Source organism: Leptospira perolatii (genome assembly GCF_002811875.1).
GTDB classification, from domain to species: Bacteria; Spirochaetota; Leptospiria; order Leptospirales; family Leptospiraceae; genus Leptospira_B; species Leptospira_B perolatii.
The window spans coordinates 787,794-805,045 of sequence record NZ_NPDZ01000001.1; the positions used below are offsets into that span (position 1 = coordinate 787,794).

General features: G+C 43.5%; 13 protein-coding genes and 2 tRNA genes. 11 read left to right on the forward strand and 4 right to left on the reverse strand.

Annotated elements, in window-relative coordinates; all coding sequences use genetic code 11:
• Positions 1-44: 44 nt before the first annotated feature.
• From CH373_RS03730 to CH373_RS03750, 5 genes are all read left to right on the forward strand, one after another.
• Entirely contained in the window at positions 45-2,345 is a 2,301-nt protein-coding gene (locus CH373_RS03730; RefSeq protein WP_243393230.1) for a neutral/alkaline non-lysosomal ceramidase N-terminal domain-containing protein, read from the forward strand.
• Positions 2,346-2,451: 106 nt separating this feature from the next.
• Positions 2,452-3,558 carry an alpha/beta hydrolase family protein gene (locus CH373_RS03735; RefSeq protein ID WP_100714793.1) on the forward strand — a complete coding sequence of 369 codons (1,107 nt, stop codon included), beginning with the start codon at positions 2,452-2,454 and terminating at the stop codon, positions 3,556-3,558.
• Between the two features lie 29 nt (positions 3,559-3,587).
• Entirely contained in the window at positions 3,588-4,484 is an 897-nt protein-coding gene (locus CH373_RS03740) for a ChaN family lipoprotein (RefSeq protein ID WP_100714794.1), read from the forward strand.
• A gap of 46 nt (positions 4,485-4,530) precedes the next feature.
• Positions 4,531-7,287, forward strand: coding sequence for a transglycosylase domain-containing protein (locus CH373_RS03745; RefSeq protein ID WP_100714795.1), 2,757 nt, complete (start codon positions 4,531-4,533; stop codon positions 7,285-7,287).
• On the forward strand, positions 7,253-8,926 hold the full coding sequence (locus CH373_RS03750) for a hypothetical protein (RefSeq protein WP_243393231.1): 1,674 nt from the start codon (positions 7,253-7,255) through the stop codon (positions 8,924-8,926). Before CH373_RS03745 ends, CH373_RS03750 begins: the two co-directional genes overlap by 35 nt.
• A gap of 659 nt (positions 8,927-9,585) precedes the next feature.
• On the opposite strand, the gene CH373_RS03755 is transcribed toward CH373_RS03750, so the two are convergent.
• A tRNA-Tyr gene (locus CH373_RS03755) sits at positions 9,586-9,667 on the reverse strand.
• Between the two features lie 61 nt (positions 9,668-9,728).
• Positions 9,729-9,801, reverse strand: a tRNA-Thr gene (locus tag CH373_RS03760).
• Positions 9,802-9,895: 94 nt separating this feature from the next.
• Between CH373_RS03760 and CH373_RS03765 the strand changes: the two genes are divergently transcribed.
• The 4 genes from CH373_RS03765 to CH373_RS03780 all read left to right on the forward strand — a co-directional run bounded on the left by CH373_RS03765 (position 9,896) and on the right by CH373_RS03780 (position 13,282).
• Positions 9,896-10,282 carry a hypothetical protein gene (locus tag CH373_RS03765; RefSeq protein WP_100714796.1) on the forward strand — a complete coding sequence of 129 codons (387 nt, stop codon included), beginning with the start codon at positions 9,896-9,898 and terminating at the stop codon, positions 10,280-10,282.
• Between the two features lie 16 nt (positions 10,283-10,298).
• A complete protein-coding gene (locus CH373_RS03770) occupies positions 10,299-11,123 on the forward strand; it encodes a transketolase (protein WP_100714797.1) in 825 nt (274 codons plus the stop codon).
• Positions 11,124-11,328: 205 nt separating this feature from the next.
• A complete protein-coding gene (locus CH373_RS03775) occupies positions 11,329-12,228 on the forward strand; it encodes a transglutaminase-like domain-containing protein (RefSeq protein WP_100714798.1) in 900 nt (299 codons plus the stop codon).
• A gap of 94 nt (positions 12,229-12,322) precedes the next feature.
• Entirely contained in the window at positions 12,323-13,282 is a 960-nt protein-coding gene (locus tag CH373_RS03780; RefSeq protein WP_100714799.1) for a polyprenyl synthetase family protein, read from the forward strand.
• A 53-nt stretch (positions 13,283-13,335) separates the two neighbouring features.
• Here CH373_RS03780 and CH373_RS03785 read toward each other — a convergent pair whose 3' ends face one another.
• Positions 13,336-14,127 (reverse strand): LIC10920 family plasminogen-binding lipoprotein, encoded by a 792-nt coding sequence (locus CH373_RS03785; protein WP_480174962.1) that lies wholly within the window; start codon positions 14,125-14,127, stop codon positions 13,336-13,338.
• Positions 14,128-14,257: 130 nt separating this feature from the next.
• Between CH373_RS03785 and CH373_RS03790 the strand changes: the two genes are divergently transcribed.
• Positions 14,258-15,400 carry an LBF_2804 family protein gene (locus tag CH373_RS03790; protein ID WP_100714800.1) on the forward strand — a complete coding sequence of 381 codons (1,143 nt, stop codon included), beginning with the start codon at positions 14,258-14,260 and terminating at the stop codon, positions 15,398-15,400.
• Between the two features lie 15 nt (positions 15,401-15,415).
• Positions 15,416-16,438 carry an MBL fold metallo-hydrolase gene (locus CH373_RS03795; RefSeq protein WP_100714801.1) on the forward strand — a complete coding sequence of 341 codons (1,023 nt, stop codon included), beginning with the start codon at positions 15,416-15,418 and terminating at the stop codon, positions 16,436-16,438.
• A 12-nt stretch (positions 16,439-16,450) separates the two neighbouring features.
• Here CH373_RS03795 and CH373_RS03800 read toward each other — a convergent pair whose 3' ends face one another.
• Entirely contained in the window at positions 16,451-17,233 is a 783-nt protein-coding gene (locus CH373_RS03800; protein ID WP_100714802.1) for a ribonuclease H-like domain-containing protein, read from the reverse strand.
• Positions 17,234-17,252: the final 19 nt, after the last annotated feature.

Genomic DNA, 17,252 nt, shown 5'->3' on the forward strand with positions numbered 1-17,252 from the left:
AAAACTCGAGTAACCAGTTAGTCCGTGTTTGTCGGAGGCGAAAAATGTTTCGTTTGAATTTCAGAATGATTCCAATCTTGTGCTTAATGCTTTTATTAAGCACTTGTAGTGATAATGGTAATGGTAGCCCAAAGGGTTTACTCGGTTCTAATGATAAAGATGTAAACAGTCTTTCTTCCTTAGTTGGAAACAATGCTCTCGCACTTACTTCTGGTGCGGACGATGTATATATGGTTGGGGCAGCTAAAAAAGATATCACTGGCCCGTTTGTGCAATCAAGCACAGGTTATAATAGCCCTGGCGACGAAATGCATGGCCTTGCAATGAGATTGCATTCAAGAGCTTTCGTAATCGAAAAACCAGGAACTGGAGATCAGGTCGCGATTGTAACTCTCGAACAGATACATATGTATCAAAGTATTAAGATTGGAGTTGTCAAAAAACTAGCCGCTGATGGTTACGGAAACATTTTCAAGACCGAAAATATCCTACTTTCTGCTACGCACACACATTCGGCTCCATCGAATCATTCGTGGTACACTCTATTCAATTTATTTAATGGTGTCGTGGGTTTCGACCGTTTACACTATAATATCGTGGTAAACGGAGTCGTTGATTCTATTAAAGCAGCTTACGCAAACAAAAAGCCTGCAAAAATTAAATTTGCGAGCGGAAATATCCCCGGTGGAATCAACAATCGTTCTTCCATTGCATACTGGAAGAACTTCGACGCTACTCAATATGCAAAGAACGTCGAAGAAACCATGTACCTTCTGCGCTTTGACGGAACGGATGGTTCCGAAATCGGCTTAATCAACTGGCTTGGTGTTCATGGTACTTCTTTGGGAATTAAGAACGACAGAGTCCACGGAGATAACAAGGGTTGGGCTGCTTACGAAGTGGAAAGGACCAAAGGCGGGAACTTTATCGCGGCTTTTGCTCAGGGTATTTTCGGGGACGTAAGTCCAAACAGCCCAGATCCAACGGATATTACTAAACCGTTCAAGCGTCCGAACGATTTGGATCCAAATTTGCATATGCTGGAAAATCCAATTGTGCACGGCGCGATTCAGGCGAATAAAGCTTTGGAATTGTATAATTCCGCAAGCACAGTTCTGTCTGGTGCACTGACGTATCGCCATTCGCATGTAACTTGGAATCAAAAACTTCCGGTTAATACAAGCTATATCGGCGATAAACAAATGCCTTATGACAACGCTAACGTTGCAACTACTTGTGTGGCGACCATAGGAGGAGCCTTCTTGGCAGGAGACGAAGAAGGAGCTCCTGTAGATTTTGCGAAAGAAGGAGATATCAAAAACACCTATACTTTCGAAAACGGGCAATGGGTGCGTCACAAGTATAATCTCACAGATGCGTCTGGAGCTGCTAAGATTCTTGGAGTCCTCTGGCCACTAGCCTCGGCAGTCTTACAGACAACCAAGTATGATAATTGCGATGCAGATAAGTTTACGCTGCTTCCGGTCGGAGAAGTGGATGACTTCTGGTTTCCGAATCCAAATGTTCCGTTTGTTCCTGTGGTTCTACCGTTCCAAATCGTTGCGATCGGTAACACTGCAATTGTCGCTGCACCTTTCGAGATTAGTACGCAAGCCGGAAGAAGGCTAAGGCAGAAATTGCAAACTACCTTTGCACCTGCGAATATCAGCAATATCGTAGTGGCTGGGATGTCAAACGCGTATGCACAGTATCTAACTACTCGTGAAGAATTCTCCGCACAACACTTCGAAGGTGGATTCACTGTCTATGGGCCTTGGGCTTCTGCAGCACTGAATCAAGACTTCGATAGAATTGCGAGCGACATCGTTGCTGCTCGTCCAACGAATGCTGGCCCGAATCCTCCGGATCTTTCCAACCAGCAGTTCATCCAAACTTGGGTTTCTCAGAACGGAGTAGTAACCGATGGAGGAAACTTCGGTACAGTATTGACTGACGCAAATGCAACTTATAGCAAAGCGAAAGATACTGTCGCTGTTCGATTCCAAGGTGCTCACCCTAGAACTACCGAAGAGAAGAAACTAGACGGAAGTCTTTCCCAATTTTACAATCCGGCCACCTTTACTTTCTTAGAAGTTCAAAAGAAAGATAGCAACGGGGCATGGGTAACTGTGGCGAAAGACGGGGATCCATACACTGCTTTCGATTGGAAAAGAACCGGCGGAGATTTGTCTGCTACTTCGGAAGTTACAGTAACTTGGCTAGTACGCAATGTGCAACCTGGAACTTATAGAATCGTATACAACGGTCTAAGCAAAGTTTGGTGGTTGTTCGGAACTACTTATAGCAAATTTACCGGAACATCTAGAGAATTCCTGGTTCAATAATAAAGAGTCAGGCAAATAAATATCAGAATAGTAAGAGAAGTGCGCTTTTTGCCAGAAAGCGCACTTGCGTCTTGACAAGCTACTAATTGAATTAGAACGATGATGTATGATCATCCGCGTTCTAATTCTTTTGCTTATCCTGCAGTCTAGCTTCTATTGCACTAATAATGAGGGAAAGAGCAAGAATGAAGTTCTCATGGAATCCCTCGCGATCGTTGCATATCCCTACCTAATCAATACTTGTGCGATAACTCCGGTAGTTCCTGGAGGACCAGTTCCTCAAATCACATCTGGCTACGGAGCAAGAGGAACTCATTCTGTTTCCGTAAATATTCTTCCGAATCCGGTCGCTCCCAAGAATGTCTGTGTTTATTTTCCGGCGGATCAATCAGGCCCGGCTCCTGTTTTATTTTTGTTTCACGGGTTCAGCGCTCCTTCTGCCGAGCCTTATTATCCTTTGATCGATTTTTATGTTTCAAAAGGGTACGTCGTTGTATTTCCGATCTACTTTTCGGACGACAGAGATCCATTAGAAAATTATGATATAATGTGGAATGGAATTTTGTCGGCTGTTCAGCAGTATCCCGATAAAATCGATACGACTAGAGTAGGGTTCATGGGTCATAGCTATGGAGGAGGCGCAACTCCTTATATGGCGAAGAAAGGGCTCGTAACAGAAACCTGGGGATCGAACGGGGGCTTTATATTTATGGTCGCTCCTTGGTATTCTTTTGGAATGACCGATACCGATTTAACTCAGATCCCGGCTTCGACAAAGCTTTTGGTTCAGATTTATGAAAACGATCAGGTAACTGATCACAGAATGGGAATCGATATCTTTCAACACATCACTAGTATTGCGAACACAGAAAAAGATTTTCTTTCTGTATACACTGATTCTTCCAGCGGAACTACCTTGCTAGCGGATCATTACGTTCCGATCAAGGATACAATCATCGGAATCGGGGCACTGGATGCGCTGGACTATTACGGTGTCTGGAAACCACTGGAAGCGTTGGCGGACTATACGTTTAATAACAATGCGACCGCCAAAACGATCGCGCTAGGCGATGGCGCGTCATCTCAAAAATTCATGGGCCAGTATTTGAACGGAAATCCAGTCAAAGAAATGACAGTAAGCGATAGCCCTGTTCCTTTGCAGCCGGAAAGCTATTTTTCTCAACCATTCAGCGATCCGAAGAATCCAAGATAATTCCGTATTTTATCGATTCGTAGGTTTTTATGTACAAGATTTGGGTTCGTTTCTGTTTTTTACTTTTGATTCTTTTTTCCTTCGGGAGAGAGCTCACTTCCTCGGATGCTAAATCTATTGATATAAATAAAATTGAGATCTATGAATCAGCGAGCAAAAAGCAGGTAGGCTGGGATGCTCTCTTAAATGCGGTTTCGAATTCTGATGCGCTCGTACTTGGTGAGGAGCATTTCGATGAGTACGGACATTTTTGGAAACTGATTGCGTTTCAAAGGATTTCCGAAAAATTTCCGTTGGTGCTTTCACTGGAAGCTTTGGAGAGAGATCAGCAACGAGTATTAGATGAATTTCTTCAGGATCAAATTTCAGAAATTGGTTATCTTAGCGGACTAAAGCTTTGGACAAACTATAACCAAGATTACCATCCCCTGGTAAAAGCCGCTAAGGAAAGAAAATCTCTTGTGATTGCAGGAAACTGTCCCCGCAGGTATGTAAACATGGTTTCCTTAAAAGGGATCCAATCTATTTTCGCGATTCGCTCTCCATATCTTCCGCCCAGATATTTATCTTTAATTCACAGGCAGCCTGAATACGAGACGAAACTGATAGAGGCACTGTCATCTCATGGGCACGGAGTGACTCAGGAAAATCTGAAGAATTTTGTAGATGCACAACATCTTTGGGACGCGAGCATGTCGGACTCGATTGCACAAGCGGTATATATGTCTGGTAGAAAGGTCTTTCATATAAACGGAAGGTTTCATAGTGACGAAGGAATGGGAGTCGTATATCGACTCAAACAACTGGGCCTAAAAGTGGTTACTTTCAGTTTGTTTCCGTTGGAAGAAGGAAAACAAGTCGGGGACTCTGAATATAAATTGGCAGATTTTGTTGTAATTACTCAGAGAAAGCCGGCGCAAGAATAGAATTTCGTGCTTGTAGGAGCATGAGGATTCTCCGAAGTTATAAGAGATGCTCGACACAGGAATCCGCACGCTCTCGGAGCATAAATTTGAATGTCCATCTTGCGGAACCTTATCTCGGCTTCCGGAAGGAGTTCCTACTCATTCCATATTCCGTCTCACTTGTTATCGGTGTGGAAATAAATCACTTGTTCGATTAGAACCAAAAGCCACTTCTCAGGAGGCGCCACCCCAATTCGCTCCCAAGGAAGAATCTGCTTCTTCTCTTGCTACTTCGGAAAAGAATCAATCTTCGGAAAGGTTCGATTCTTTTGGGGATCGATTTTTCCCCCAACCACCCAGGATAGAAATAGCAAAAGGCAAAACTTCTAAGCCTGAGTTTTTTCAGAAATGGGGAGCCGTTTTTGAGAGCGCGGTGGCCAAGCTTGAAAAGCAGCTGAACGGTTGGAAGGATGTCTTTCAAAAGGGAAACACTGGATCTGAAAAAACGAAGCCCTGGTTCGAAAAAGTAAAAACCAAACAAACGATCGAACAACCAAGCGAATTCAAGAGGCCGATCCAAACCTTGGCCGAAAGGCTCGTACAGAAAAGTAGAAAATTCCAATTTCCTAAAGTATCATTTAACATTTGGTATTTAGCCATTCCATTACCCATGGCATTGGTAATGCTGATTTTCTTTTGGATCGGTGTGATTCAGAGAGAAGGAGAAGTGGATGGGTTGTTGAATGTGTTTTATATCCATCAACCAACAATTATCTACGATCGTGATGGAAAGAAAGTATCCGAGATATTCGGAAAGAAAACCAGCAATCTAGAGTGGGATGCATACCCAGAAAACTTGAAACGTATGGTTATGCTCGTGGAAGATAGACACTTTTTCGACCACGGAGGAATCCATTATCCTTCGATTTTGAGGGCGTTTTTTGTAAACATTATACATTTAAGATTCAAGCAAGGTGCTTCCACGATCACCCAACAGCTTTCGAGAATTCTCTTGAACGACAGAGAAAAAAGCCTCGGTAGGAAATTGAAGGAAGCACAGTTGGCCTACGCCCTAGAATCCAAGTTAAATAAGCAGCAAATTCTTTTGCATTACATGAATAATGTATACTTAGGTCACGGTGCATTCGGATTCGCTAGCGCTTCAGAATTCTATTTTGGAAAAAAACCGAACGATCTCTCTTTGCCGGAGATGATCGTTCTGGCGTCTCTGGCTTCGGCTCCGAATCGATATTCTCCATTAAAAAATCCTGAACTATCCATGAATCGTGTGCAAAACATACTAGATTCTTTAAAGAACGATGGTGCCTTAAAAGAAGATCTGAGGCCGGTGATTAATGAATTGTATATGGTTTTTTCCACCAGATCTCCGGGAGAAACTGTATTCGGAAATCGAAGGGATGATTCTCCTTATGTAACCGAGCATGTTCGAAAATTTTTGCAAACTATGTATCCGGATACGAATATCTATGAAACCGGAGGATTTTCCGTTTACACCACGATTTCTCAGCCTGTTCAGGCGGAATTGCAAAGATTAGTAAAATCTCATGTAGAAAATGTACTGCGTTCCGGACAAGTTAGGCGGAATAGATTAGTAGATCCAGGGCGCAATGTAGAAGCGAATCCTTTTAGAAACTTAGTCTCCGATATTTCTCCGGCACTGGAATTATTCATTGATACAGATAAATTCGAGACCGGCCAAGACAGTGGACTCCAAGTTGCCGTAGTCGCGGTTGATCCAAATACTGGGGATATCCTACTTTTGCACGGAGGAACTCAGTTCAAGGCGGATAACCAGTTTCCTCGTGCCACAGGCATGTATCGTCAAACGGGTTCGACGATTAAGCCCATCCTGTATGCGGATGCGATCGATGAAGGATATATCAATCCGGCTTCGAGGATTTTGGATGCGCCCTTGATTTATAGAAATTCTAGTTCGAATTGGATGCCCGAGAATATAGGAAATCAATACGACGGAGATATTTCGGTCAGAGTCGCATTAGCAAAGTCTAAGAATACTGCGGCAGTTCAGATTGCGGAAAAATTAGGACTTAACCGAATCGAAGATGCATTCGGTCGTTTCTTCTTTCCGGAAGAAAAGATTTTGAAAAATCGCTTTCGAAAAGACTTATCTTTAGCGCTAGGTTCATTGGAACTTTCTCCCTTGGAAATGGCGTCTGCTTATTCTGCGTTTGCGAATGATGGAAAAATCGTACGACCGCATCTTATCGAAAAAATTGTAGATAGAGCGGGGAATATAGTCTTTCAAAGAAAGGACCAAGATGAGTTCGGCTTGAAGTGGCCCAAGGAGAGAAAGACGATTTCGCCGCCGACCGCGGAGATCATGGTGGATTTGCTCCACGGAAGTGCAAATCACGCTGGAGTTAGAAACACGGGCTATAAAGGCGAAGTAGCTGGAAAGACAGGTACTACAAACGAATACAGGGACGCGTGGTTCGTAGGTTTTCGGCCCGGGATTTCTATGGCAATTTGGGTAGGATATGATTCCCCAAGTTATGGCATGGGACCTTCTGCGTTAGGAGGAGTCGTGGCGGCGCCTCTTTGGGGAACGATCGCGAAGTTGTTTCAGCAAGTCGAATCTGGAGACAAGGAAGATAAGAGAAAGTATAAGTTTTCGCAGAGAGCGATTTCCGTCAGCGTGTGTCCTGAGTCCGGAAAATTACCTGGACCGGATTGTCCAACCAAGGTGAGTGAATTGTTCCATCCTTCTTATCCCCCTACAGAAGTTTGCCCTTTGAGTCACAAATCGGATGCAAAAAAAGAAATCTTCCAAAACGTATTTTGAACCTCGCTATCCAATTCTGTGGTTTTTAGTGGGCTTCTTTTTTCGAATTTTCTTAACCATAGGTATTTACTTTTTCATCACTCGAGGAGTCAGTGCAGTTTCGTATGAGGAAGCTTATGCGATGGAGAAAGATTCTCCAGTGTTTGCCATTCCTCTCTACGAAGAAGTGGTTCGCACCGCAAAACAAAACGATGTCCGCAAGACGGCCTCTACGAGACTTTATTTTCTATATGAAAAATTTCGAAAGTACGTTCCGGCCTTGCAGTACCAAATCAGAGCAGGAACTACAAAGACTAAAAAAGGGGAATGGTCTAGTATCGTTCAGAGCGTTTCCCAAGGATTGGGAGTCAGCCCGTATTCTCTAATCGGAGTTCTCTCCTCTTGTTCCAGGTCCACGCCTCCTTTGGTTGAACCCCAAGAGCAATCAGTTGATTCAGAAACGGGCAAGCCTGTTCCGTTTGTGCCCTTTGAGCCGTACCGCTCTTTGCTTAAGCCTGAAAATGCTCCCTTGGTTCGTCTTTGCTATTCGATCAAAATGAAACTCAAAGATTATGAAAGCTGGGAAAATATCTTTCAAACGATAGTTCAAAAGAATTCGATTTCAAAGGAAACTGCTCTTCCACTTTGGGTTGGATACTCCTTGCAGTCCGGTAGAGGAGTTCCTTATCGAAGAATTTATCTCTCAGGTACTTCCAAAGTTCTTACCAACGAATCAAAATCGGATATTGCATTTCTCTACGCAAAGTTTTTGCGTCATAAGGGGAGATGGGAAGCGAGCACTCGATACTTTCTCATGAGCGGGACGTACGGAAATCCGAGAAGAGCGAAATTCGAAGCAGCTAAAAATTTGCTCCTTATGGATCGAAAACAGGAAGCTTGCGATTATCCACAAGAAATTTATAACGGGTCCGAAGAACCCGAAGCTTTGTTTAGAAAAATCTGTCAGACCAAGGGAACTGATTGGGGCGCTCAATATTCTCATGCCCTTCGTATTCTTTCGAAGGATTCTCCAGATCCGTTATATTCATATATTCTGCAAGGAGGCGGTAAAGAGGCGAGGGACTACTTCGTAAAAGAGATGGGAACCTTTTTGTCAGATACGGATACCGATGGAGAGGAAGATCTCGAACCCGAGGAGATTTTAACTTTGCTTCTGCCAAATGAGGATAGGAACAAACTTCCTTTTTGGGACGCAAGAGATCGAGAAGCTAATCTAGTACTTCCGGACAGAACAAAATATATTTGTAAAGTGTTACGTAGACCTTTCTTTTCGAATCCTTCTATCCAACCGCAGTATTGCACCGAAATTTTTCCCGGGACACTGGAACAAATGCTGAACTCTGTGGAGGAAGAGGAGGAAGTGAGCTTTGCCTTTGCTGATCCAGCGTATTTGCCGATTTCTGCAAAACTATTTTGGAAAGAAGTAGAGATTATTCCCGAAAATCCGGTCGATCCTCCAGTTCAGCCGACACTTCCCGTAAAATCGAATCAGGTAGGTCCTACAGTCGCACTCGGACCATGGAATTTGGAATATTTTGTATATCGTAAAATACTAAATCGCACCTATGCGGAAATCAGACTCGGTAAAGAGTATTTTGTAGTAGCGGTCAAGCCATCGATAGTGGCTTGGCAAAAATAAAAAGTCGGATTCGTAAATCGCAATCCTCGCCCTTCGCTGATACATCCTGTATCAAGCTCTGGGACGTGGACCCTCCGTGGCCCACTCTCGGACCTTGCGAATTTCCTCATCCTGCCTTTTAGAGAAAGCGCTTTTAGTTACAGGCGTCTTTCTCGCGCCTTCGTCCATCCCTGGACTCAGGTCGCATTTGCTTACGCTCCCTATGGGTCGCTGCAAATGCTCTCGCTCGAAATCTTCGAATCCTTCTGATTTGTTATCTGAATTAGAAATTTATAATGGGCAGGGAAGGATTCGCCTCTTCGCAGTTATCCATCCTGGCTAACTGGGCTCCGAGGCGTCTTTCTCGCGTCTTCGTCCATCCATGGACTCAGGTCGCATTTGCTTACGCTCCCTATGGGTCGCTGCAAATGCTCTCGCTCGAAATCTTCGAATCCTTCTGATTTGTTATCTGAATTAGAAATTTATAATGGGCAGGGAAGGATTCGCCTCTTCGCAGTTTCCCCTCGTGGTCAACTGTGCTCCGAGGCGTCTTTCTCGCGTCCTTCGTCCATCCATGGACTCAGGTCGCATTTGCTTACGCTCCCTACGGGTCGCTACAAATGCTCTCGCTCGAAATCTTCGAATCCTTCTGATTTATTATTTGAATTAGAAATTTATAATGGGCAGGGAAGGATTCGAACCTTCGAAGGCTTGGCCAGCAGATTTACAGTCTGCCCTCGTTGACCGCTTGAGTACCTACCCGTGGTTAAGTGGGATCTGAGTCCGGAATATGGCGTAGATTTTTTTGGTAAGAATCTACGTCAGCTGCCTAGAGGAATCGAACCCCCAACCTGCTGATTACAAGTCAGCTGCTCTACCAATTGAGCTAAGGCAGCATTGGACTCGAGAACCAGTATTTCCGTCCGAATTCCTCGGTCAACCGATTAAAAAGGAATTTATCCCTCCAAGGGAATCTCGATCCTGACTCCAATGGCGCTTTTATTAGTGAACCTGGGTATGACCTGTTCGATCGTATTGTTCTATACCGGATTGTACTTTCGATTTCGAAATAACCGACTTCACAGGATCTTGAACAGCATCGGAATCGTGTTTAATTTGATCACGGCCTTTTATCTTCTTTCATTGAAGTATTTGTTCGGAGGCTTGGACGCAGCAGGGTTTGTTCCTACAGTCGATCGATGGATTATAGACGTTCATCGCGGATTTGCTGCAATCGCACTAGTTCTCATGTTACTGACCGGATGGTCAGGAGCATTTGGAAAAAAAGGATTCCATCGAAAGCTAAGATTTATTTTTCTACCATTATATACCCTGGTGTACATATCCGGGCTGTTGCTTTTTCGCTCAGCACACTAGGATCGGAAGAACCTCCATGAATGAAATTGTTGAGATCAAAAAATTTGCAAATGAGATTCGTAAGAATGTAATCAAGATGGTAACCGCTGCCAAATCTGGCCATCCCGGCGGTCCTTTGGGTTTGGCGGATATCTATGCGGTTCTCTATAAGAAAATTTTGAATCACAAGCCTTCTGATCCTGATTGGGAAGATAGGGATCGTTTGATACTTTCCAACGGACACGTTTGTGCGGTTCGATATGCTGCCATGGCTCAGTCAGGTTATTTTCCCATAGAAGATCTTATGACATTTCGTAAGATCGATTCCAAGCTTCAGGGTCATCCATCAACTCGTTATTTAAAAGGATTGGAGAGTTCTTCAGGTTCGCTTGGCCAAGGTCTATCTGTTTCTGTTGGGATTGCGCTCGGTGCTCGTTTGAATCGCAAAAATTTTAAAGTGTACGCATGTATTTCTGACGGAGAATGCGGAGAGGGAATGACTTGGGAAGCCGCTCAATCTGCGGTTCATTACAAAACTGACAATCTAATTGCATTTATGGATAAAAATGGCATCCAGATCGATGGATATACAAAAGATGTGATGAATCTGGAGCCATTGGATCAAAAGTTCAAAGCCTTCGGTTGGAATGTGATCGATGCTGATGGCCATGATGTTTCCGCAATCATTAGCGCTTTTGAAAAAGCAAAAGCTCATGTAGGATCTCCTACGATTATCCTTTTCACTACTGTCCTGGGTAAAGGTGTTTCCTTTATGGAAAACAATCCAGGGTGGCATGGTACTCCTCCAAGCGAAGAGCAAGGAAAGCAGGCTTTACAAGAATTGGATGCAGTTTCCATCTGAAAGAATATTAAACGATCGGTTTCTGCCGTTTTTTGAATGAACCGATTCTGATTTTCGAAAACAATCTTTCGTCTCGGTTATCTCGCAAAGCTATTGCGATAAATTTTGTGAACGACATAGTCCAATTATCAAGTACATCCTTTTTTTGAAGAGAGTAAACACTTCTGAATTGACTGCTTGGTTTTAAGATGGGAATCTATTGTGTATGCAATCCTCTGATTCGTCTTTCGGGACGTTGCCTTTTCCTCCGGAAAGGATCGAAGATAAATTTTACCAACTAGAGTTTTCTCGGTCGGAAGAAAAATCCGGTATCATCCGAGAGATTGCTAGCATGATTCCTTGGCAAGTTCGGATTCGCGAAGTGGTAGACGATCTAAAAGATCCAACCTTAAGAGTTTACGCTAGAGCAGTCTCCGAATCGATTCACATGGAGAGGATCTCCTACCGTTATGCTGCCTTGGCGGAGAAAGGCCATTTGAATCACTATGATGATTTGGAAGAAGGCGTATTCTTATTATCTAGTGTCGTGAACCCTGAATTATACTATCCTGATTTTCGGACGTATCTGGATCGGATCGCTTTGAGAGTAGAAGAACTTGTCGACTTAAACGAGGATCTTGCCTCGGACGATGTGAAGGTGCATTTTTTGACGAGAGTCTTATCCCAGGAGGAAGGCTTTGTCGGAAATCACGATCAGTACGAGGACCCGGATAACTCTTATTTACATAAAGTCTTCGAATCGAAGCGCGGAATTCCTATCTCATTATCCGCGATCTACTTGCTTGTGGCTCACAGATTGCAGTTGCCCTTATACGGAGTGAATATGCCGTTGCACTTCTTACTCCATTTTGAATCTTCCGAATTTCAGACGTACATTGATCCATATCACGGTGGTGTGATGCTCGATCGATCTACTTGCATTCGATTTTTGAAAGCGAACGGTTTTCAAGCTCACGATCGCTATTTTACGCGTGCTAGTACTCTAACAATGCTTAAGCGGATGTACCGAAATTTGATCCATATCTATAGAAAAAAAGAAGACCGAGATATGGAAAAGACCCTTTCAAAGCATTTGCTCGCCTTGGATAACAAACCGAAAGCTTAGGTCCTCTAATTCTTGAGATTCGTCATCAGTCGAAGACTTCTTTCCTGCTTGAGCCGAAAGCTCGCCCGTACATAGTGTCGAAACGGGGATAGAAGTGAAAGGCAAGGGATTAAAAGAATTACTAATCCGCAAATTCGATAAAAAGCTCAAAGAGATCATCGACGAAGATCTCGAAATACTTTCTGAAATCAAAGACTATACGATCCAGTCCGGTGGAAAGCGAATTCGTCCTATTCTTCATTATTGTGTATGCAAGATCTTGGGTTATCGGGGAGAAAAGTGGGCCGACGTCGGAGCGATCGCTGAACTGATCCACGCCGCGAGTTTACTCCACGATGACGTGGTGGACGAGGCGGAAACTAGAAGAGGAATTCCGAGTGTAGGAGCAAAATTCGGAAACAAGACCGCGATCTTGGCCGGAGATTATCTTCTCGCTTGCGGAATCGACCATCTAAACAGCTTGGGTTCTTCGGAGCTGATGGACCTGTTTACGAAAGTGATCAAAGATCTTTCGGTAAGCGAGCTAATCCAAATGGAATGGGAAAAGAACTCTAAAATTACCTCCGAGATTTACGATAGCGTTGTATACGGAAAGACGGCTTCTCTTTTTGGAGCTGTCTCTGAAGCCGCTGGCATACTTGTAGAACTTCCCAAGAAAAGTCGCAAGAAGCTGCATGACTTTGGGATTCGACTTGGATTCTTGTTTCAAAAGCAGGATGATGCGATAGATTATTTTCAAGCGGGCAACCAAACTGGGAAAGTGCCGCTTAAGGATTTTAAAAACGGATTGTACACATATCCCGTTTTGAAATTGCTCGAAAAATCTGACAGGAACGATAAAAAGCTAGTGCATTCTCTTTTTGGAAAAGCGGAAAGAAACGGACAGGATGAAGTTGTCGTACTTTCTCTTTTGAATAGGTATAATATTCGGAAAATGTTAAATGATGAGTTTCAGGCCGATATCGAGGAACTACTACGTTTCTTGAATGCTTACCCACCGACTGAAGAGGGTAAGCTTGTCCAAGAGCAGTTTCGAAAGCTTAGCTCGGTTTAGAGCGCTTTATCCGCATTTTTATGGATCAAAGAATTTCTCTGAAGTCCGCTAACTTAGGTTCCTGCTGGGAAAACCCCTGGAGCATTGCAGCTTACACTTCCTTGGATGGCAGCGGCAGCTCCAGTAGAAGCTGAAGTAGAGAAGCAACTGATATTATCCTGAGTAAAACAAGTCGTCGAAGAAGTCTGAGCTGTACACTTAACTCCGTCTACTGTGAAGCACTGATTGAGTTGCACGCCGCCCGTCGTAGTCGAAAAATTTCCGGTAAGATTAATATCTACGTCTAGGTATTGAAGCGCCTGAGCCTGCGCACCACCGCTGGAGCTATCATAGACTGGAACTCCTGAACCGCCCCAGAATACTTTTCCGAATTTTCCTGTAACCGCTGGAATATACTGGGAACTAGTCCCAACACTTCCGGAAAAAGAGAAACCTTGCTGAGGGTCCACAGTCCCTTGGTTTTGGTTGTTATCATAAATAAAACGTAATATAAGAATTTCTCCAGTCTTCATGTAGAGAGTACTGGTAACGAGATATCTGCTGTTTGTGGTGCTCCCTCCAGTGGTCGGTGTTGTAGTTGTTGTTCCACCGGTAGTCGAGGTTCCAGTTCCTCCCGTATATGGAGCTGCATTTCCGCAGTTAGGAGTCTTATCGTTGTCCACATCCAGGTATACCTGATAAACGTTTCCTCCCCCGGTTACTTTCATATCTACCTTATTCGGGGTGGTGTGTTGACAAGACGCCAGGGTTGCCACCCCGCAAAATGCCAATAGAGAAAAAGACTTAGCAAATAAAGATTGCAGTGTTCGAGAAAAAAGGGAACGCATAGCTCTAAATTGAATCATCGGCAAGCACCGGTCAAGAATGAAATCGAATTAGAGGACTTTCGTCCTCTGCCTTCTTTTCGACCCCAGAGCTTAAAAACCGTTCCATTCCGATTGACTCAAATTCGATTTTAATATCCTATCACCACCTATGGAAATGTTGCACCAAAGCGCCCAAGAGTATAACCCAGGCTTCCTGGAAAAATGGGGTATAGGCGTTCTAAAGAATTATGTCAAACGAGCGCCGCTAGAAAAGGATCCTTCTGGGCCTGGGTCAAAATTCTTTTCCCAAAGTGGCAAGATTATCTGGTGGTCCTTCTTTTGGGGCTTGAATATTGGATTTTGGACCACATTCGGAATTACGATCGTAGAAAAAATATTTCCGGAATCACCTGAACTTTGGTCTTTTCAATTTTACGAAAAATGGGCCTGGACGGGTGGGGCGTTAATCGTCGGGACTCTATTAGAATTTTATTTATTATACGAGCTTGGATTGTGGGCAGCGTTTCGAATCACTCAACTCGCCGGAATGCACCTTGAGGACGACCCGGATCTCTTCACTGCCAAATCGAACCTGCTTGCTAGAATGGCGCTGGAGATCCCGGATCCAGACTTAAAGCTATTAGGGATCGATCCATTAAAACTTACTGATAAACGAAGTCTACTAGTCAGAACTGTCTTATACAAGGCGAAAGTTTTGCTCTCCAACTTAGTTGCAAAAATCGTTTTAAGAAAGGTCTTGGCGCGAAATTCTCTTAGAGTTTATGCAGAGTTTATAGCCGCACCGATTACTGCAATTTGGGACGCGGTCGTACTTTGGCTCATTTTGTCGGAACTAAGGATTCGATTAATTTCCAGAGTTATCGCTGAGGATATCGTCGCTCAAATTTTCGCTAACGAACGTCGTTTAACAAAGGAAGCCAAGCTGGCATTCTTGGCCGCTGTCGGAAACTCTGTAGTGTTCACTCAAAGGTTCCATCCGAATCTAGAATATTTGTTAATCAAAATGTATAAGAATTTTGGAATACGAACCGAAGACTTTGTCTTTGACGATTTAGAAACTTTTGCAAAATTGATTGCGGGGCTCAAAAAGGAAGATAGGGAAGCTTGCCTAAAGCTATTGTGCCTTGCTTGTTCTTTTGATGGTAAGTTATCCTCCTTTGAGGCGAAGTATCTAAAAAAGATCTTGGGCCAAGATGCGGAGCAACACTTGGAATTAATCAGAGAATTATCTAGTTATATTCGCACCGGAAATTTAGAAGCTTGCAGGGAAAGGAGTAGATTGTTTTCCTAGTATTGAAGTTTCAGTATGCGCGTTCATCATTATGATTCTGTCCCAAAAATAGAAGAAATCGGAGACGGAATACTTAAAACAGAAATTCCCCAGCCATTCTATGCGCCTAACAATATATACATACTACCAGACGGTGAGCCGACGCTTATCGACTCTGGGTATATTGCGAACTTGGGAATGCTCCAAAGAGCTCTTAAACAAGTAGGTCTAAATCTAAAGAAGATAAAGCATATAATTTATACGCACAACCATTTGGATCATATGAGTGCGATGCTTACTCTCCGATTTTATACCGACGCAAAATTGTATGCAATGAAAGGTATGGCGGCTGATATCGGCAACTATCTTGAAAATATTCAGGTGTTCAATCGGGCCACAAAGAGATTAGTATATAAAGGTCACCGTTCTGCGGAAGACAGAAAGCGAGAGCTGACTAGAATCGAAGAAGGTAATTTAAATTTAATTAATACAGTCAAAGGTTCTCATAAGGTGGAGCCGAATGTACGCTTTGACATCGAGTTGGTGGAAGGGGATGTGATTCACGCAGGAGGAAGAGAGATCGGTTTTTTGCACACTCCCGGTCACAACCTTTGGCATCTAACTCCGTATTTGTTAGGGGAAGAAATCTTTTTTACAGGTGACCTGGTCCTCCAAAATATTTCCTCGATTTACGCTGAAATTGACGGCAATTTGGATGATTACCACAGATCCTTGGATAGGCTCTCTAAGATTTCGATTCGAAGACTTTTGCCGGCCCACGGATCCGAACCAGAAGACCCTCAAAAAGCGATCAAGCTGCTCTCCAAAACTCTTCAGATTCTGGAACGAGGTGTCATGAGGAGATTAAAGGAAAGAGACCAGGACCTTTCGAACTTGGTCTTGGAAGCGATGGGAGAGAAGGTAGCTAATTCAGGATATTATAATACAGCTATGGCGATTTTGCATTCATTTGTAAGAAAGTTCATCGATAAAGGTTGGGTAGAAGTGATCGAGACTGAGCCACCCTACGAAACCTACCGCTGGATCGGCGAAAAGTAAAAATGCATTCGATCAGATTTGGTTTACATTTTCCGAAATAATTTCTCCGTAAAAGGGAGTGTTTCGGATATTTAGGTTGTAACACTTAATAAAAATCAGCTCTAAGTTTTTTACGTCTTCGCGATTGTACTTGAGCAGTAGACTAAGAGCTTCCTGGTCATCGTATTGAACGTATTGCCACCAAAGCCTTACCGCATCCGATCCGTTGACCTCGAAAGGAAGATCTCTAGTAATGCCCAAGGCCTTTTCGCAGTTTTTCAGACCACCTTTGAATCCTAGCCCGTGGAGCATATGCATCAAATCGTAGTGAAGATTTCGAAACTTTTGACCGAATTCCTTTTCGAGAAATGGAATGTCGAAAGCGACTCCATTATAACTTACTAATATATGTTGAGGATCAAGATATCCCAGGAAGTCATCCATATTTCGACCTCTAAGGAATTCCTTGAACTGTTGACCGTCGTAAGAGCCTACTACAGTGACGAAGTCTTCCCTTGAAAGTCCGGAGGTTTCAATATCGAGATAAAGGATTTTTTCTCGGATTCTGGGGAACAGTCTCCATTTTTGTCTGTTCGGGAGTGCAAAGAAAAAGTAGCTCCAGTTTTTTCTTTCGAGTTCACGGCGAGAAAACTCTAGAGAATCCAAAAGAAGCTTTGGATAGGTATCTTCGGAGGATTTAGCAAGTTCAAGATAATGCCCTCTAAGATCCTCCCAAGTGAGAATTCCTTTTTCCCAGTATCTTTTCTCTTCTTGGATATCTATTCCAGGAAGGTGACAGAAAGTGTGTTCTAACAAATATTTTTTCCTCTATACT